The sequence below is a fragment of the Serratia ureilytica genome, from assembly GCF_017309605.1.
GTDB classification, from domain to species: Bacteria; Pseudomonadota; Gammaproteobacteria; order Enterobacterales; family Enterobacteriaceae; genus Serratia; species Serratia ureilytica.
This window is the reverse complement of record NZ_CP071320.1, coordinates 2,292,357-2,311,989: the sequence shown is the minus strand read 5'-3', so window position 1 is coordinate 2,311,989 and position 19,633 is coordinate 2,292,357. Positions and strand designations below refer to the sequence as shown.

Here is a 19,633-nt window from a genome sequence, read left to right as displayed (position 1 = left end):
GGCATAAGTAATTTTATTTCGGCGCGCCTCGCCAGATAAAATAATAGGCCGCCAGACGCCGTGCTCTGATAAAAAACGGCGATGATTCGCTGTATGCGAAGTGAAAGTGCAGAATGAACTTCTGCCGGGAAGCGCATGGGCCGCAGCCTGCGCCAGCGGTGTTTCATCACGTTGTTTTTACACTAAAACCCCACCTGCTTCACATTTCTCATCCGACCTGCCACGGTTCGGCGGCAAAACTTCTACTGTTAAAACGTCATTCCTAATAACAACGTCGATTTTACCTCTGCACGCCAAGGAGTTATTTCATGAGAAACATCAGGTCCGGATTTATCTGGCTGCTGGTGGCGTTGGTCGGCGCCTTCGCCTTCGCCATGCTGGCGCTCAGCCGCGGCGAGCACGTCAACGCCGTCTGGCTGGTGGTCGCCGCCGTCGCCTGCTACAGCATCGCCTACCGCTTCTACAGCCGGTTCATCGCCGACAAGGTCTTTGAACTGGATGACCGCCGTCTGACCCCGGCCGAACGCCACAACGACGGCCTGGACTACGTGCCCACCAACAAATGGGTGCTGTTCGGCCACCACTTCGCCGCCATCGCCGGCGCCGGGCCGCTGGTGGGGCCGATCCTGGCCGCGCAGATGGGCTTCCTGCCGGGAACCATCTGGATCCTGGTCGGCGTTATGTTGGCCGGCGCGGTGCAGGATTTTCTGGTGCTGTTCATCTCCACGCGCCGCGACGGGCGTTCACTGGGGGAAATGGCCAAGCAAGAGCTGGGGGCGTTCGCCGGGGTGATCACCATGCTCGGTGCGCTGGGGGTGATGATCATCATCCTGTCGGCGCTGGCGTTGGTGGTAGTGAAAGCGTTGGCCGACAGCCCGTGGGGGCTGTTCACCATCGCCGCCACCATCCCGATCGCCCTGTTCATGGGCATCTACATGCGCTTTATCCGGCCGGGCAAGATCGCTGAAATTTCGGTGATTGGCTTCGTGCTGATGCTGCTGGCGATCGTTTACGGCGGCAACGTGGCGCAAGATCCCTATTGGGGGCCGTTCTTCACGCTGCACGGCACCACCCTGACCTGGGTGCTGGTGTTCTACGGCTTCGTCGCCTCGGTGCTGCCGGTGTGGCTGCTGCTGGCGCCGCGCGATTACCTTTCCACCTTTATGAAAATCGGCGTCATCATCGGCCTGGCCATCGGCATCGTCTTCGCCATGCCGGAGATGAAAATGCCGGCGGTCTCGCGCTTTATCGACGGCAGCGGCCCGGTATTCGCCGGCGCCCTGTTCCCGTTCCTGTTCATCACCATCGCCTGCGGCGCCATTTCCGGCTTCCACGCGCTGGTCTCCAGCGGCACCACGCCGAAGCTGGTGGAGCGCGAAAGCCACATCCGCTTTATCGGTTACGGCGCCATGCTGATGGAATCTTTCGTCGCCATCATGGCGCTTATCTGCGCCTCGGTGCTGGATCCGGGCGTTTACTTCGCCATGAACTCGCCGGCGGCGCTGATCGGCACCACGGTGGAAAATGCTTCGCAGGTCATTAACAGCTGGGGCTTTATCGTCACGCCGGAAACGCTGGCGCTGATCGCCAAAGAGGTGGGCGAGAACGCCATCCTGTCGCGCGCCGGCGGCGCCCCGACCTTCGCCGTGGGCATGGCGCACATCATCAGTGAGGTGTTCAACAGCCGGGCGATGATGGCCTTCTGGTACCACTTCGCCATTCTATTCGAAGCGCTGTTCATCCTGACCGCCGTCGACGCCGGCACCCGCGCCTGCCGCTTTATGGTGCAGGATCTGGTGGGCGTGGCGGTGCCGCAGCTGGCCAATAACCGCTCCTGGTTCGGCAACCTGGCGGGCACCACTGTGGCGGTGGCCGGTTGGGGTTTCTTCGTGTATCAGGGCGTGGTCGATCCGCTCGGCGGCATCAATACCCTGTGGCCGCTGTTCGGTATCGGCAACCAGATGCTGGCGTCGATGGCGCTGATCCTCGGCACCGTGGTGCTGTTCAAGATGAAAAAGCAGCGCTACGCCTGGGTGACTATTCTGCCGACCGCCTGGCTGTTCGTGACCTCCATGACCGCCGGCTGGCAGAAGATCTTCCACGAAAAACCGAGCATCGGCTTCCTGGCGCAGGCGAAGAAGTTCTCCACCGGCATCGAGCAAGGCACGATCATTGCGCCGGCCAAATCGTTGAAAGACATGGAAACCATCGTGTTCAGCAACCAGATCAACGCCGCGCTGTGCGGGTTCTTTATGCTGGTGGCGGTGACCATGCTGATCGCCGCCTTCTTCGCGATCCGCCGGGCGCTGCGCACCGAACAGCCTACGGCGCACGAGGTCGGCGCCGCGCTGAGGGAAGAGGCCGGCCGCAGCTGAGTCTCGCCGTTAGGAGAAACGGCCGGCCTCTCAGCGTACTGTTCAGAGGCCAGCCGTTATTTGTTTGAAGATGTCGCCCCCGAGAATATTGTCTTCACCGACCCGCTTTTTAATTTCCGTCGCCAGGTACGGCGATGCACCGCTCGCCAGCGCGCCCGCCAGATTATTGCCCGCCAGCGCCGTCAGCGCCCCCGTTACCGCCTGCGCCGCCTTCTGCAGGTCGCTGCCGGTGCCGTATTGCCGCATCGCGTTGTCGTACGCCTGCTTCATCACCGCCGCATCGTTCGTCGGTTTCCCGCTCTTCTCAAGCTGCTCCCTGGCCTGCGCCAGCGCCGCCGGGTCTTTCTGCGCCTTCAGCCCGGCAATCTCACCCTGCGTGCGGATGACGTCCATTGCCTGGCCGCCAATCTCCCCAATCAACTGCGCCTGCTTCAGCCGGTTCTGTTCCTTCTCCTTGTTGAATATCGGGCTGATGCTGCCATCGTTGGCGTTATCGACAGGTTTTGTCCGGCGGTGAGCGTGCTGCCTTGCGACTGGCGGCTGGCGGTGCGGGTTTCGTTCTTCGGCGACTGACTGCCGTAGGAGGCGCTGATGCCCATCGTGTTGGTGGCACCCTGCGCTGCACCGTTGTGAGCTGGGGACAAACCGGCGGCGGCGTTTTTCGCCTCCACCGAGGCGGTCAGTACACGTCAGGTTTACCCTTGTCCCCGTTACAACTGATGAATCGCCACGGGTTTAACAGACTGGACTGACCCCACCCCGCTATGACTGCCTGAAGCGCGGCAGGAACTGACCCTTGACGTAAAAATCCCGGCTCAATGGCCTAATGCCGATCAGTTAAGCCTGAGTGGCATTTTTTTATCCAGCCTCTGGGCGTTCTGTGCAGGGGAATTGCCGTAAATGTCCCGCATTTCTCTGTGGCCAATATGAACGGCAATTGGAGGGGCCGATGGCGCGGCCCCTCCACCCGCGCCCTTGCTTAACACCGTCTGTCCGCTGTGCGGATGCCCTCGCCGCGTCTGCATTGTCGGGCGGGTCGGCTGCGACAAACGTCCCTGTTAGTCTCGCCTCAACCGGCCTTCCCTGGCCGGTTGCCCCTGACAATGCCGTCTTGCTCGGCAGCCGGTGATGCGCGCCTAAGGTCAACACCCGAGCTGGCAGCTATCGGGCAACCTGTCCCTTATGAGGTTATGACAGAGAAGAGAAATCGGAGATGAGCACGGTATTGGACGCCCTTGAAGACGCCGAACGCAGGCATAGCGCATTAGGAGAAACCGCCATGGACGGCGGTTTCAGGTGAGACAGGCAGGGACGCCTGTCGCAACCGGCCTCAATGCGCTATGGCGGAGAGAGGACAAATCTGCCTGGAGCAGATTTGAACGCTGCTTGCAGCGGCCCCGAAGGGGCGAGGCCCAGGGATGGGCTGAGTAACGTTGGCAAAGCCAACCGTCTGATAGGGCAAAGGCGCGGGTTGCCAGGGGCCGCGCCTTCGGCCCCTGGCTCGGTCGAGATGCGCCACATGGGGCATCTCACTTTTATCGACCGAAAATGTCACGAACGCCTGCATAAAAACGCTAACTAGCCAGCCTTAGGCTCAATGGCCGGGATTTTGCGCTTCAGGTTACTGGTTTTATTCCTAAGCGAAACATTTCAGTGGGGAATAAAGGTTGTATTATCAGTTCGTTATTAAAAATAAATAACTTTGGTGATAAGGCTATGACGTCGTAAATATTTTCAGCAATCAAGCTTAACCTTGTTCTAAAAATAGGAATGTTCGCATCATCAGCAAAAACGAACACATCATCATTTTCTATGTGATGGGACCTCAATAGAGCGTCAATACTTTCATAATCTGAATATTTTATTTCTGACCATGTGACACTTCCTTTTGCAAAAGGATATTTATTTAAAATATCAATAACTTCCTGCTGAGCCTTACCCTCAATTATATTAAAATCAGCACTTAGTGCTTCTCGACACTCATCAAACAAAGTCATTTACCCTACCTGTTTAGCTGCTTCAATATAGTTTCAAAAGATTTCTCATTACCTTCAAAAGGTATGACTTGTTTCACTGCTTTTCCTGGCCCTTTACCCTGAGAGTAATCCCATATATTGATATGCGTACCTTTTTCAGGATCATAATCAACACGCCAACCCACTTTGCCATCACTAGATTGTCGTCCAATAACCTTTCCGTTCCCGGCACTTACTTCTAAACGCCCAATAACTGGTTTAGAATTTGCACCTAAATTACCTACAAGATCCAGTGCCTTGTTTCGAGCATTTTCCCAGTTTTTCTCTGGTTTAAGAATTTGTTCGATTTTAGGCTGAGTGCTTCCCTTAGCCTTACTAATTCCCCCAAACGCTGATGCAGCAGCGCTCGCTACAATACCCGCCTGAACCTCATCCAGACCGTACTCTTTCTGGAGTGCTTCCGATACTTTCTGAGTGGCAACAACACCTTCAGCCTGCATCTGCTGCGCAAACGTCGCCGTCAGATCGTAAACCATCTTGATCGGGATATCTTCACCCAGGGCACGATCTATTGCCTGCTTCACTGCCAGACTGTCGGTCAGCACGTCACCGTATTTCTGCTGACAGCTTTCCGGATTGCTGGCGCAGTCGCTGATGAGCTGCTTCTGCTGGGCGGTACTCAGCTCCTCATACTTCTTGATAACGCCGCTGCAGTCACCGCCGCTGGCCTGGCAGGACTTCATTTCAGCAGGCCAGTTATCTATCTGTTTGCTGCTCAGATAGTTATTCTCAACCGCATTCTTCCCAGCCTGACCGCCGGTCACCGCTCCCGCAGTATCCCCCGTCGCCAGGCCGCCTGCAAGCCCTGCGGCCAGCTGGCTCAGCGTGCTCACCTGCTGCTTCTCGCTTTCGCTCAGCTGCTGCGCCGTTTTGCCCGGGAACAGCTGCCCGGCAATGTAGCGCGCCGCCAGTTCACCGCCGCCCGCGCCAACCCGCCTGCCGCAGCTGACTGGTTGTTCAGCTGCGCCGTCACCGCGCCCAGCACCGCGTGCGCCATCGCATTGGCGGCGATGTTATCCTCACCGACCCGTTTCTTGATTTCCGTCGCCAGGTACGGCGAGGCACCACTCGCCAGCGCGCCCGCCAGATTATTGCCCGCCAGCGCCGTCAGCGCCCCCGTTACCGCCTGCGCCGCCTTCTGCAGGTCGCTGCCGGTACCGTATTGCCGCATCGCGTTGTCGTACGCCTGCTTCATCACCGCCGCATCGTTCGTCGGTTTCCCGCTCTTCTCAAGCTGCTCCCTGGCCTGCGCCAGCGCCGCCGGGTCTTTCTGCGCCTTCAGCCCGGCAATCTCACCCTGCGTGCGGATGACGTCCATTGCCTGGCCGCCAATCTCCCCAATCAACTGCGCCTGCTTCAGCCGGTTCTGCTCCTTCTCCTTGTTGAATATCGGGCTGATGCTGCCGTCGTTGGCATGCTCGGTATCCCGGTTTAGCTGCGCCACATCCTGCTGCTGTTTCCCGGTATTGCCCGGAAACAGCTGAGCGGCATCAGTGCCCTAGCAGAGGCTGTTGATATTTACTTCAGCATCTTCATTAGCTCATTCATTAGTTCGGAAGCATCTTCTTTATAGCTTGATTCCCACTGAGTTTTCCAATCTACTGGGCGTCCTTCATCCTCCCATTCTGATAGAGCAAGTGCATTGATGATTTCCAGTTCAAACCAGATTCTCAGGTAATTATCTCTGCTTTTTTCATCCTCAAATAACTCATTTAATTGAGCCAAATCCTCTGCATAGCTTACGAACTTAGCAAAGCTAACAACGTTATTTAGAGAACTAAACGCACACTCACGAATAGCATCCTTCTTATTTGTCGCCATATTTAACCGTTACCACCCTTCCTGATTCGTTCGTTACCACTGACACTTTGCTTTCAGGATCAAAATGGACTGTTGTTCCGCCGCGGCTAGGAGTCGACTTTCCATTTTTAATTGTATTCTCAACAACAGAAGGAGTTATTCCTCGATCCTGCATCCTATCTAAGGCATGACCTGAATACTCTCGGTTTCCGATTGTACTTGGTTGATTCCTGACGGGTTGATAAGATGGATTACTTGGTTGATTCATCGGATTACGCTTGCTTCCCATAGGGATCGTTGCCGATACCTCATCACTGGCCTTATTAATCAACCTGGACGCTTCAGCGACATCCCCCTTCTTCAGCGCCGCCTCTGCCGCCTTGATCGCCTTACCGGCCGCATCACCAGCACCTGGGATAATCCCTATCGCCGCTACCAGATAATCCAGCGCACTCTGCGCTTCCGCAAAGCTCTTGATATCTCCAACCACCGGTACAAAATCGGCACCTGTCGACAGGATATCTTTCAGCTCTTCCCGGCGCTCAGTATACATCTTCACCGAGCACGCTTCCGCGCTCATTCCGGCACAGTTTTGCTGCTTATAGCGCTCATTTTCAGCGTCGACACGCTCTTCGGCTACCTGCTGAGGTGTCTTACCCTGAGATACAGCGTCAACAACATCACTCAGCGCGTTATTCTCAACCGCATTCTTCCCAGCCTGCCCGCCGGTCACCGCTCCCGCAGTATCCCCCGTCGCCAGGCCGCCTGCAAGCCCTGCGGCCAGCTGGCTCAGCGTGCTCACCTGCTGCTTCTCGCTTTCGCTCAGCTGCTGCGCCGTTTTGCCCGGGAACAGCTGCCCGGCAATGTAGCGCGCCGCCAGTTCACCGCCGCCCGCGCCCAACCCGCCTGCCGCAGCTGACTGGTTGTTCAGCTGCGCCGTCACTGCGCCCAGCACTGCATGCGCCATCGCATTGGCCGCAACGTCGACTTCACCTGTCCGCGGATTGGTGGTCAGTTTCTTGATTTCCGTCGCCAGGTACGGCGAGGCACCACTCGCCAGCGCGCCCGCCAGGTTATTGCCCGCCAGCGCCGTCAACGCGCCCGTCACCGCCTGCGCCGCCTTCTGCAGGTCGCTGCCGGTGCCGTATTGCCGCATCGCGTTGTCGTACGCCTGCTTCATCACCGCCGCATCGTTCGTCGGTTTCCCGCTCTTCTCAAGCTGCTCCCTGGCCTGCGCCAGCGCCGCCGGGTCTTTCTGCGCCTTCAGCCCGGCAATCTCACCCTGCGTGCGGATGACGTCCATTGCCTGGCCGCCAATCTCCCCAATCAACTGCGCCTGCTTCAGCCGGTTCTGTTCCTTCTCCTTGTTGAATATCGGGCTGATGCTGCCATCGTTGGCATGTTCGGTATCCCGGTTTAGCTGCACCACATCCTGCTGCTGTTTGTCTTTGTCGCGAACTATCAGCGTCCCCTCACTGACGCCGGCCTTCGTCGTGCCCTCGGCGTGCCCGCTGTTGTTGGCGCCCGACAGCATGCCGCCGGCCATATTGGTCAGCAGGTCTTTGCCCACCGGCCCGCCGGTGCTGAATGAACCGCCGCTGTGCGTCGCGCTGTAGTCCGCCTGGTTGTGAATGTCCTTCCAGCCCAGCGTGCCGGTATCGAGGCGGTTGTTCTCTTTGTCTGCCGTGCTGGCGATGACGGCGCCGTCGAGCTGGGTATGTTCTTTGACCTTGACGTCATACCCGCCTTTGCCCGCAAACAGCCCGGTCTGCTCCTTGACGCTGTCAAAATTACTTTTGAGCTTGTCCTGGTTCGCGCTGATGTAGCCCGAACCGGTCATCGAGCCTAAGGTGAAACTGCCGCCCGCGCTGACATTTTGCTGTTTGGCGTCATAGCGGTCGCTGTCCTGTTCGCTCTGCAGCGTCAGGTCACGGCCCACGTCGACGGTAACCTTTTCGCCGCTGGCCTGCGCGCCGGTAAGCGTGGTGTCTCGGCCGCTGGTCAGGCTGAGATTACTGCCCGCATCCAGGGTGGTTTCGGTATGGGTCAGGCCGTTGCCGTTCTCATGTCCCTTGCCGGCATTGACGCCGGCCGAGACGCTGATGCCATAGCCGCCCGAGCCGGCGCCGATACCGACGCCGACGTTGCCGCCTTTGCTGCTGTTCTTGCCGACGGTGCTTTCGCTGTTCTGCGCCGACTGCAGGGTAATGTCCCGCGCCGCATCCAGTGACAGGTCTTTGCCCGCCTTCAACTGGCTGCCGGTGATGGTGATATCGCCGCTTTGCGCATTGTGGTTCTTGCCGGTCGCCGTTATCGACAGGTTTTGCCCGGCGGTAAGCGTGCTACCCTGCGACTGTCGGCTGTCGGTGCGGGTTTCGCTTTTCGACGACTGACTGCCGTAGGAGGCGCTGATGCCCACCGTATTGGTGGCGCCTTTCCCCGCCTCTGTGTTGAGCTTGTCGAGTTCAACGGCTTGCGCCGCCTGCACGCCGGAAAGCGCCGCCTTGGTGTTTTGCAGCGCGGTCAGGCGCCCGTCGCCTTCTTTTCTTGCCTGTTGCGCCGAGCTGACGGCGGTGTTGAGCGCGCCGCCCGCGGTGCCCGACAACGCCACGCTCAGGCCGCTCTGCTTTTGCTCGAAGGTTTCTTTGCGCGTGCGCCGATCGTAGCCGGGGTCGATAGTCACGCTGTCGCCGGTTAACGCCAGGTCCTTGCCCGCCACCAGGTCGGCGCCGCCAATGTGCAGTTGGTTGCCCGCCGTGATGTTGACGCTGCCCTGGCTGCTGCCGACGGTGCTGACGCTTTGGCTCTGGGTCGTGGCTTTCTCGTCGACTTCGTGTTTGCTCGACTGTTTGCCAATCGTGAAACCGATGCCGCCGCTTCCCAGCAGGCCGCTCTTTTTCTTCTCTTCCAGCAGGTAATGCGTGTCGGTCTCGGTGGCCGCACCGATATCGATATTACGGCCGGCCTGCAGGTTCACGTCCCGATCAGCGGCAATGGCCGAGCCGGTGACCGTCAGATCGTTGCCTGCGCTGACACTGACGCTGTTACCACTCAGCAGTGTACCGTTCTCGCGCGTGGTTCGGTCGTCGGTCACAGTGTGGCTGCTGCTCTTGTTCAGGAAGCCTTTTTTCTCGGAACGTTCCTCGCTGTAGCGCGACTCGCGCTCGGTGGCCGTATTGAGGGTGACATCCTTTTTTGCCTGCAGGGCGATGGCACCCTGGTCACTGTGCAGGGTGCTGCCGGTGACCGTGACATCGCCCTCACGCCCGATAACCGTGACGCCCTGCTGACCGCTGAAGGTGCTGCCGGTGCTGATTTCGCGCTCGGTTTGTTCGATGCGATGGCTTTTGGTTTTGCCCTCGCGTTTGTTTTCGCTGTCCAGATCTTGCGTGCGGCTGCGCGCGTCTTTAATGGTCACGTCTTGCGCGCTGGCGCCAATACGCCCCTCTTTGCTCTCAATCTGCGCGCCTTCCGCCAGCAGTTGGTTACCCGCCACCAGAGTGACGCCCTGATCACCGCCGAGTGCGCTTAATGTCAGGCTCTCTTCCTGGCGGTCGTTGCTTACCGAGGAAGTCCGGCTGTTGGCATCCAGGTGTGTGGTATTGGTGGTGCTTTCGGCCTTGATGTTGATATCGCCGCCGGCCTGCACGCGGGTGCTGCCGCCGGCCTTGGCCTGGCTGCCCATGAACGTGACGTCTCGCCCAGCATTGAGCGTGAGGTTGCCGCCGGCGTTAAGCTCACTCCCCTGAGCCTGTTGCCATTCGCCGCTGACGTGCGCCATCCGGGAGCCTGCCGCTTCCGTGCCGCCGCGGGTACGGTTGCCCATAGAGCCCGAGATAACCTCAAGGTCGGCGGTATGGTTGCTTTTGGCGGCGGTGATGGTCAGGTTGTTGCGCGCGCTCAGGTTGAGCGTATCGGTCGCATCGAGCTTTGCCCCCGTGAGCGTGATATCGGTGCCGCGCAGGCGAATGTCGCCGGCGCTTAGGGTTGCCTGACGCAACGCATCCTGCAGATTGGTGCTCAGGGTCAGACTGTCGGCCTGCACGTCAATGCTGCCGGCCTTGATGTCACCGCCCTGATGCAGGAACTGCCCGGCGTCGACCGTCAGGGCTTTGTCGGCAAACAGGTTGCCGGCATTGGTGATGCTGTTGGCCGAGAGTTGCAGATCGCCACCACCAATCACCGCGCCATCGCCGGTCAGGCGCAGCGTGGTCTGTGCCAGGTACACCTTCGGCACCCATACCGTTTGCGGGCCGCCTTCCGTTTGCACCGTCTCGCTCACCAGCCAGACAATATCCTGCTGCAGCGCCGCAATCTGCTCCGGCGTCAGGGCCACGCCCGGCACCAGATGGAAGTCCTGGGCGACTTTACTGCCGTTGTTCATCAACTGCTGATACTGTTCCATCGCATCCCAGCCCTTGACGGACGGTTTGCCGGTCAGCGCCAGCACCTGCTCGCGCACCAGACGCTGCTCGTAAAAGCCGTCCCCCAGGCGCTTATGGGCCTGCGCGGGGTCATACCCTACGCGTTCGAGCATGTAGTCGCTGCTGATAAAGTTGTCGCGGCGGGTAAAGCGTTCATCGGTCACCACCAGGAACGGGCTGCCGGTCGCCGTAGGTTGACTAAACAAGCCGTTATTGGGGATGGCGGTGGCCACATTGCCCAGATGCTGTAACTGCGTCAGCGCCAGCTCAGACGGCAGCAGCGGGCGCCCCAGCGGCGAAGACGGTGTGGCGCCGGGTTGCGTCATCTGTTCGCCCGGTGCCAGCGTCGTATCGCCGTCAGATCGGGCAGCACCCTCTACCGTGAAGGCCAGCGGATTGTGCTCCAGTTCGGCGCGTTCGGCATCCACGGCGTTTAATGCCGCCTGAAGCTGGCTGATTTGTGCCTGATTGACCGTGGTATTGGTGATACGGGCCCCGTTAATGGTGACCGTGCCGTTGCCGGAGATAATCCCATCAACGGTCGCCAGCGCCGTGGTCTCGTCTCGATTGAACGTCGGGTACCAGTGATGCGTGTCCTTGTCATAGTGGTCAACGATCACCGCCTGGCGCCGTTCGTTAACCGAGTAACCTCGGTTGTCTACGCTGCCGCCGCCGTCCTGCGTCAGGTTGCCGTTGGCGGTAATGACGCTGGCGTCATTGAGCAATGCTCCCGTGATGCGCAGCACCATGTTGCCGCCCGCCAGAATACGCGCGCCGATACCTTCAGAGACCAGCCTGTCGCGCGTCAGCGTGCCGCTTTCGGTTCGCTCGCGGAAGTTGTTGTAATCGGTGATGAATGGCGCGCTGTCGATGTCGACATGCTTTTCGGGATCCCAGGTCATCACCTGCGTCCAGTCGTGTTCCCAATGGAAGCCGTTTTGATAAGGCGTCGGGATAGTCGCCAGTTGGTTTCCCCCCCGCGTCTCGTAGAACGTCATCGCATAGCTGCCGTCGGCATTCGGCTTGAGCGCCAGGTAGTTGACCCACAGGTCGGTAAGTGTGCCTTTGTTGTCCTTGACCCGCACCTGCGCGCGCTTGCCCGGCGCATCAATGGCCAGCAGGGTGCCGTAGCGGTTGGTTTGCGCCGCCGCGTCATCCTGGAAGGTCAACTGCTGGGTGGTCGGCGCCAGGGTACTTTTGTCGGGGTTGACCTTTGAGCCGTAGGAGCGCCAGTAATAGTTGTAGCGGTGCCATTTGTAGTCACTTTTTTCCGCCTCTCGCTCAATCACGAGCCCTTCACGCAGGTTGTTCAAGCGACGGGCCTCAATGGTGGCGTCCCCGTCCGCTTCGATAAAGCTCGCCCGGTTATCTATCAGGTCGTCGCTGTGCAGGTGCAGGCGGTCGGCGCTGTAAATCAGGGCGCCATCCCGGTTGGTCAGTCGCTCACCGGCCTGCACCGTCAGGCTTTGGGTCGCCGCCATCACCGCAGGCTGACCATGGTTGTCGATGACGCGCCCGCGCACGGTGATAGCGTCCCCCATCAGCGCCGCCGTGTTGTCCAGGGTATCGACGTTCAGCGTCATGCTGTCCGCTTCAATACGCCCGGTGTTTTGCAACGCCCCGGTCGTCAGCTGCAGCGTTTTGCCTACCAGAGACGCCGGATTAGTGATACTGGCCGCATTGAGCACCAGATTGCCCGGCAGCAACCAGTCCGCCAGGTTGGTAAAGGCGCCGCTCAGGGAGAACGTCACCGTGCCGTTACTACTGATCGTTTCGCCGGTCTGATGGGTGTAGTCCTGCTGTGCGGACAGCGTCAACGCCTGCAGCCCCAGCAGGGTACCGTTCTGATTATTCAGGGCACGCGCATGCAAGGTAAGTTGCCCTGAGCTCTCCACGCGGCCGCCCTGGTTAAGCAGCGCCAGCGGCGAGTCGGTACGGGAGAGGGCAGCGTTGATATCGAGATTGCCGTCGGCCAGGATGCGTCCCTGACGGTTGTCCAACTGCGTGACACCCGAGAGGGTCATCTGCCCGCTGCTCTGCAGGCGGCCTGCGGTATTGTCAATGTCACGGGCGGTGATGTCGGTACGCGTGGTACCCAGTATCAGCCCGCCGTCTCGGTTGTTCAGGCGATCGGTCAGCAGTTTGATTGCCCCCTGGCTGCTGAGCGTGCCCTGACCGCTGTTATCGAGTGCTTCGGCCTTGAGCGTCAGGCCCTGGGTCGACACCAGTTGTCCACCCTGGTTGTTGACCTGTGCCCCCTCAAGGGTGAGCGCGTCGCCGCTGTGTAACTTGCCTTGTTGATTGTTAAGCCGGTCGAGTCGGTAGATGCCCGTGCCCTGACTGATGAGCGTGCCGCCGTCGTTGTTCAGCTGCTTTGATGTCACCGTGATGCCGCCACGGCTGCTGAATACGCCGCGCGTATTATTGATACCGGCGGCCGACACCTCTTGACCACCATTGCTGCGCACTGCACCGCCGGTATTTTCCAGCAAGCCAAAAATGCGCAGTGTCACCTGTTGCTGGCCGTCTATCGTCCCGCCGGCGTTATTCAGCGCTTGTGCGTCAAGTTGAAGCGCCTCACCACTCTGCATTTTCCCATCGCGGTTGTTCAGCGCATCGCTCAGCATAAGGCGTTGTTGTTTCTGGCTGTAGAGCAGCCCGCCCTGCGTATTGTCGAGCGAACGGGCGGCGATACTCAGCCCCTCGCCGGCCAGCCACTGACCGCCAGCGTTATTGACGGCGCCGGCGTGTTCGCCGTCTTTGGCACCCGTAACAGCAAGCTGCCCCTGCGCCAAAACCTTGCCGTTGCGATTATCGATATCCTGCTTGATGCGCAGCGCCAGGTCGTGTGCCGACTGTAGTACACCTTTAGCGTTACCCAGCCAGTCAGCCGCAAGCTGTGCGGCCTGCAGGCTCTGTACGCTACCTTCCGTATTGTCAAAACCGCCGCTGTTCGCCTGCCAGCCGCCCTGACTGCCCATCCAGCCCCGGGCGTTGAAAATGTCCTGCGCCTGCAGCATTTGAGACGACTGACTAAAAATCCGCCCCTGGCCGTTATCCAGCTTGCCGGTGAACTGCATGTCCAGGCTGCCCAGCGCGTTGATTGCACCCAGGGCATTGCGCAGACTGGCGGCGCGCACCTCGGTGCGCCCATTGCCGGTAAACGTGCCGCCCCGATTGTCCCAGTCGCCGGTCAGGTTCAAGAAAAGCACCTGCCCACCGAGCACCACACCGGCGGCGCGGTTGGTCAACTGCCCTCCCAGCAGAGACAGATCGCCGCCGCTCTGCAACGAGCCGCCATCATTATCGAACAGGCTGGTCGCACCGCCGTTAACAGCAAGGGCCTGCTGCGCGGTCAGTATACCGGTGCGATTGAGGATATTGCCTGCGGCGTCAAGTGTCAGGTCACCGCCGGACTGCAGATGCCCGCCAGTATTGTCGAGCGACTGCGCGCTGGCGGTGACCTGCCGGCCGCCTTGTGCGGTGCCGCCCTGATTGTCCCAGTCGCCATCGGTCTTGACGGTGAGTCTATTGCCGCCTTCAAGCCAGCCGGCGGTGTTGCTCAGCCCTTGCTTCGCCGTCAGATCCGCATCCTGCCTGGCGACTACCTTGCCCTGAGCGTTATCGAGGCGCTGCGCCGCCAGTGTGAGTGACTCGCCGCTGATTTCGCCCTCGCGGTTCACCAACTCAGCCGCACTGTTCAACACCAGTTGTTGCCCGCCCAGCAGTTTGCCGGCCTCGTTGCGCACGCTCCCTGCCGCTATGTGGGTTTGCCCGCTCCCCGATATCGTGCCACGGCGGTTATTCAACTTACCGTCGGTGCGCAGGGTCAACGTCTGCCCGGCGCCCAGCACCCCCTGCGTATTGTCCACCCCCTGGCGGGCATGCAGGTCAAGCTGCGCTTGGCCAATCACCTTGCCCTGCGTGTTGTCGAGGCGAGCAGACTTCACCGTCAGCACCGCGGCGCTAATTTCGCCGTCGCGGTTGCTGGTGTTACCCGAGGTGGTCAGGGTTGATGCCTGGCCTGACAGCAGCTTGCCGCCGTCGTTGTTGAGGTTCGTTGCCGTTGCCGTGACGGCCGTTTCGCCTTGCGCCGTACCCCCGCGGTTGTCCCAGTCGCCGGTATGGATATCCAACGCCTTGCCGGCACCAATGAGGCCGCGTTGATTATCCAGGCGGCTGGATGTCAGATCGAGATTGCCCTGACCGATGACCTGTCCCTGCGTGTTATCCAACCGCTGCGCCACCAGACGTACGTCATCACCGCTCAGGGTTCCGGACGCGTTATTCAGATCGCTGCCCGCCTCAAGCGTCAGGCCGTTCCCAGCCAGCAGGTTGCCCCCGGCATTATTCACCGCGCCATTAGCATGGAGCGTGAGCCCCGACTGGGTTTTTAACGTGCCCCCCTGATTATCGAGGCGCCCGGCATCGAGACGCAGGTCGCCGTTACTGCCCAGCGTCCCGCCGGTATTGTCGAGCAGGCCGCCGACCTGCCAGTGCTGCGCCGCGCTCCCCAGCGCCACCAGGCGGCCTCGCTGATTGACTAACTGGCTGGCCGAAAGCCGGAGGTTCTGCGCCTCGATGGCACCGTCACTGTTATCCAATGAGCCCGCTAGGGTAAAACGGCTCTCACCATCACCGGTCTGTGACCAGGTCGCCTGTTGGTTGAACAGATTGTCAGCATCTACCGTCCAGCGCCCAGCCTTGACTTTGGCCTGCTGTGCATCCACATTTTCCGTCGTACTCACGGCCAGCTCACCGCTGTCAACGGTGGACTGGCGCAAGGCAACGCCGCCGTCACGTGCCGTCAGCGCGGTACGACCAGTCGCAACCTGTGCGCCGCTGATATCCACCCGGCGTCCGGACACGTTGACGCTCTTTTTACTGAGCAGACCGCCACTGGCGCGGATATCGCCCTGGCTATCGAGCTGCAGATTGGCATCCTGGACCAGCGTGCTGTCGGCATTGCTGCCCGCCAGCAGGTGGCCGCTGCTCTGGATGCCACGCGCGGCGTTCAGGTGCACATCCCCGGCCGCCGCCAGCGTACCGGACTGCGTCAACATTCCCTCGCGACTCTGCGCGGCCAGTTGGCTACCGCTGTACACTTTGCCGTGCGTCTCGATGTCGCCTTTTGCCGCCAGCTGAATATCGCCGTTGGCCTGCGTGGCCGCATCCGGCGCATCAGAGCGCCAGCTGAGCTTGCCTTCGCTGCTGACGGTGAGCGTTTTGCCTGCCTGAACTTGCCCGTTCTGGTTGCGCACGCCAACGCCGGCCTCAGTGCCAATCATGCGGATACTGCCGCTGTACATGCCGCCCATCTGCCCCATGTCGATGGCAAGCTCTGGTCTGGTACTGCCGTCGTCTGAAAGCGGTGTCGCGGTTTTACCGTCCGCACTCACGCGGTTACGACCGGCCACCACCGACATGCCTTCTTTAGCCCAGACGCCGGCGTTGACCTCCACCGCGCGCGCCAGAATATCGACGTACTCGGTATCATGACGGGTATCCCCGTTAAGTCCGCCACCCTCGATGCGCACCACGCCGCGCTCAACCAGGTAACCCGCCAAGCTGCCATCGGCGTTCAGTTGCGGACGGCCTGTGGTCAGCGTCATGCGCCCGGCATTGATGGTGCCGCAGCCGTTGCAGACAATGCCGGCGGGGTTGGCCACAATCACCTGCGCCTTGCCGCCGGCCACTTCCATAAAACCGCGCAACTGGCTGGGATTGTTGCTGTTGACTTCGTTGAGGATGACGCGCGCCGGCGCGGAATTGGGATTGAGGTTAGGGTTACCCTGGATCATCCCGGCCATCTGGGTCGAGGTCATCACCGCCGAGTTATTGAGGATGGCGCCTTTGGCGTCGACATCGAACTGCTGATACTGGTTATGTGAGACCCCAGCCTGGTTGGGGGCTGTGATGTTGACCTGCGGCAAGCCGCTCTGGGTATTGATGACCTCCGGCCGCTGGGAAGGATTGGCACCGCCGTCCGCGACAATGCCGTCTGCCATGACGGGGCCGGCGAACATGAGCAGCCCAAGCAGCCACACTGACCGACGCAAGATGACCCACAGACGACGTCCAGTCGTTATCCCTGAGCCGATGCGCTGGCCCGGTTCGCTGCTGCAGCTGCGAGCCAGTTCGGACACCACCCGCAGTTCCCCGTGAGTGCGGCTGAAGATAAGGCGATAACAATGTTTGTTCATGGGTCACATCCGTGAGAAAAGTCAGTCCAATCAGGTCAGTATCAGCAACGTTGCCGGTATCGCGATGTTCAGATTTCCAGATTTACGCTAAAACCCGCGGTCGCACCGGAGGTATGGAACCCTGCGGGCTTGTAGAGCGGCACGCCGGCAAACAGGTCATAGCTGAATCGCCCCCACAGCGCACCGCGCACACCGAGCGCACTGCCCGCCAACTGATGCCCCACCAGGTAGCGGGTGCCCGGGCCGTCCACCCGGCCGTAGTCGGCAGCCATATACAGTTCGTGCCCGCGAGAAAACGCATTCCAGGCGATTTCGTTGCGCCACAGCAGCCCTTTTTCGCCGGACAGCATCTGCTCGCCGTCAAAGCCGCGCACCGTGTAACGCCCGCCAATGGCCATCCGCTCCTGCGGCGTCAACGCATTCTGGCTCCACTGGCCCCGCACACTGGTATAAACCCGCCAGGGCTGCTCACCCCAGAAGAAAGGCCGGTTGATACCCAGGTCGCCGAGCAAAATGCCTGTACGCGCACTGCCTTCGTGACGCGATTCTTCCGGCGCAGGCAAGGCATTGAACGCCCCGGTACCGCGGCGCCAGCTGATATTCGCATCCAACGTGGTGGTACCGAGGTAACTGCGCTGGTTAAGCCCCAGCTCCCAGCCGGCGGTCCGGCGTTTTTGCGACGCAATATCAACGTCGTCCACGGCGTTAGTGGAATGTTTGCGGTAGCCGCGCAGGTTAAGCGTTAACTTGTGCGACTGGTCGCGGTACAGCAATCGGGAAACGGTCAACTGAATGTTGTCGCTCTTGCCGCTATAGCGCAGCACCTCGTTGGCGTTAGGGATGTTCTGATGGTAGGTGTAGTCGTTGTAATTGGCCGAGAAGGCCCAATATCCCACCGGGAAGAAGTAATTCAGCGTATGTGAACGGTTGCCAAACGGCCCGTGCTGAAACACATCCTTGCCGATGTTGGCGTAGAAAAGGTCATTTTGCGCAAACGGCGCATCGAGTGCCAGAGTGGCCGAACCGAGATAGCGCCCGGTACTTTTGGAGCCGCTGTCGTCCAGCCCCAGGCTGAGCCGCACCGGCCGCCCCTCGTGCCAGTTGACCTGCAGATCGCTGGTGGCCTCTTGGGCACCGGGTACGATTTTGATGTCGGCACTGGCGCTGGGCACTCGTCTAAAGTTCTCCAGCCCCTGTTCGATATCACGCAAGTTAAGGATATCACCGTGTGAGGCCGGAATAGCGTTCCATATCCGTCCCCGCCAGGAGACCGGTTCCTCGAAACGGATATCACCGATGCGCCCCGGTTGCAACGTCAGCGTCAACACGCCTGTAGTCAGGTCCTGCTCCTGCGCCATTACGCGTGTAGTGACATAGCCTTTCGCCAGTATGACGTTTTGCACCTTGCTGATGGCAAGCGCAATGCCCTGGCCGCCCAAACAGCGGCCTTCGGCATCTGCTGCTGCGCCCAACGCCCACTGAAAGCGATCGGCAGACTCCCCGTCCAACGCTAGCCGGTTGATGATGAAACAAGGGCGTTCATCGATTGGGTAATTGGGCAGCACAACGTCGGGACGGGAAAGGCGCGCATCGGCCTGCGGGGCATTTTGCTGTTGCAGGGCACGCTCGCGCTCCTGCTGGCGCTGCTGTTCGCGGGCATCAATGGACGCCATACCATCGCTGGTAGCCGCCGAAGCGGAAAACAGGGGTACAACGCCTATCAATAATCCCGACAGCCCACAGCGGATAGAATAGAGTAAAGCACGAGCATTATCTGAGCGCATCCTTGGCTCCTCACTGTTACTTATAGTTATTTATCTAACCAAAATCATAAGTTAAGTAAATTAATGTAAATAAACTTACTCTTGGGCGAATTATGAGCTTCGAGGGAGAAAAATCAACAGCTTTATGGCACTGCGGTTCACAAAACCATAAGGGAGACGGCGGCATGAGAAGAATGGCGAAACTGCGGAAGGATGACGCCATGATGCGTCATCCTTTAAAATTAATTGTCGATCGGGAAGAAAATTAACACATCAGGCCGTTATCAGCTCAACAAATTGCTGCCGAACGCCCCTTGCCAATCCTGTTCGAATTTCTCGACTGCGGCCTGCACTGCCGGCGCATTCAGGAACTGCTCCGCGACGTCCACCGGCAGCGTGATGGCCTGGCAGCCCGCCAACAGGCACTCCAGCGCCTGGCGCGGCGTTTTGAAACTGGCGGCCAGCACCTGCGCCGACGGCGCATGCAGGCTCAACAGCTGCTGCAGCTCGTGCACCATTTCGATGCCGTCGCCGCCCTGCGCGTCCACCCGGTTGACGTAAGGCGCCACATATTCCGCCCCGGCCAAGGCCGCCAACAGCCCCTGTGCAGCGCCGTACACCGCGGTGCCCAACGTCGGAATGGACATCGTTTTAAGCTTCTTGATCGCCGCCAGCCCTTCGGCGGTCGCCGGGATTTTCACCACCAGCCCCGGTACCCGCTGGCTGAGCAGCGCCGCCTCCGCCACCATACGTTCCGCATCGGTCGCCATCACCTGTGCAAACAGCTTGCCGGTGCCGCCGAGAGCGTCGCGCAGCGCGGGCAGCACTTCCCAGATCGGCTTGCCTTCCTTCGCCAAGATGCTCGGGTTGGTGGTGACGCCGTGCAGCGGCAGAATGCGCGCCAGGCGTTTTACCGCGGTCACATCGGCGGTATCGAGATAAAGCTCCATCACGGACTCCTGTGTCATGTTCTGTAGGCGGATTCAAACTCTGATCATCATAGGGCAAAAACCGCGCTAACTTTTGATCAAA

The 19,633-nt window shown here is 60.0% G+C and carries 6 protein-coding genes and 2 pseudogenes; 1 reads left to right on the top strand and 7 read right to left on the bottom strand.

Annotated features, from left to right (window positions below; translation table 11 throughout):
- Window positions 1-308: 308 nt before the first annotated feature.
- Entirely contained in the window at window positions 309-2,375 is a 2,067-nt protein-coding gene (locus tag J0X03_RS10755) for a carbon starvation CstA family protein (RefSeq protein ID WP_160204337.1), read from the top strand.
- A gap of 84 nt (window positions 2,376-2,459) precedes the next feature.
- Here the strand turns inward: J0X03_RS10755 and J0X03_RS10750 are convergent.
- From J0X03_RS10750 to fsa, 7 genes and pseudogenes are all read right to left on the bottom strand, one after another.
- Window positions 2,460-2,873: pseudogene (locus J0X03_RS10750) on the bottom strand (hypothetical protein); the annotation flags it as partial.
- A 1,118-nt stretch (window positions 2,874-3,991) separates the two neighbouring features.
- Window positions 3,992-4,372 carry a CDI toxin immunity protein gene (locus J0X03_RS10745; RefSeq protein ID WP_072055799.1) on the bottom strand — a complete coding sequence of 127 codons (381 nt, stop codon included), beginning with the start codon at window positions 4,370-4,372 and terminating at the stop codon, window positions 3,992-3,994.
- Window positions 4,373-4,377: 5 nt separating this feature from the next.
- A pseudogene (locus J0X03_RS10740) lies at window positions 4,378-5,879 on the bottom strand (VENN motif pre-toxin domain-containing protein); the annotation flags it as partial.
- A gap of 50 nt (window positions 5,880-5,929) precedes the next feature.
- On the bottom strand, window positions 5,930-6,232 hold the full coding sequence (locus J0X03_RS10735) for a hypothetical protein (protein WP_033640149.1): 303 nt from the start codon (window positions 6,230-6,232) through the stop codon (window positions 5,930-5,932).
- Window positions 6,219-16,838, bottom strand: a complete 10,620-nt coding sequence (locus tag J0X03_RS24195; protein ID WP_236668188.1) for a hemagglutinin repeat-containing protein — start codon at window positions 16,836-16,838, stop codon at window positions 6,219-6,221. The genes J0X03_RS10735 and J0X03_RS24195 overlap by 14 nt, the downstream gene beginning before the upstream one ends.
- A gap of 68 nt (window positions 16,839-16,906) precedes the next feature.
- A complete protein-coding gene (locus J0X03_RS10705; protein ID WP_230358696.1) occupies window positions 16,907-18,511 on the bottom strand; it encodes a ShlB/FhaC/HecB family hemolysin secretion/activation protein in 1,605 nt (534 codons plus the stop codon).
- Window positions 18,512-18,885: 374 nt separating this feature from the next.
- Entirely contained in the window at window positions 18,886-19,551 is a 666-nt protein-coding gene (gene fsa, locus J0X03_RS10700) for a fructose-6-phosphate aldolase (RefSeq protein ID WP_046687149.1), read from the bottom strand.
- Between the last annotated feature and the right edge of the window lie 82 nt (window positions 19,552-19,633).

What these genes read in the sequence shown, in the direction of transcription:
- J0X03_RS24195 (WP_236668188.1), bottom strand. Translation starts at nt 16,838, where the DNA reads ATGAACAAACATTGTTATCGCCTTATCTTCAGCCGCACTCACGGGGAA.
- J0X03_RS10755 (WP_160204337.1), top strand. Translation starts at nt 309, where the DNA reads ATGAGAAACATCAGGTCCGGATTTATCTGGCTGCTGGTGGCGTTGGTC.
- fsa (WP_046687149.1), bottom strand. Translation starts at nt 19,551, where the DNA reads ATGGAGCTTTATCTCGATACCGCCGATGTGACCGCGGTAAAACGCCTG.
- J0X03_RS10745 (WP_072055799.1), bottom strand. Translation starts at nt 4,372, where the DNA reads ATGACTTTGTTTGATGAGTGTCGAGAAGCACTAAGTGCTGATTTTAAT.
- J0X03_RS10705 (WP_230358696.1), bottom strand. Translation starts at nt 18,511, where the DNA reads ATGGCGTCCATTGATGCCCGCGAACAGCAGCGCCAGCAGGAGCGCGAG.
- J0X03_RS10735 (WP_033640149.1), bottom strand. Translation starts at nt 6,232, where the DNA reads ATGGCGACAAATAAGAAGGATGCTATTCGTGAGTGTGCGTTTAGTTCT.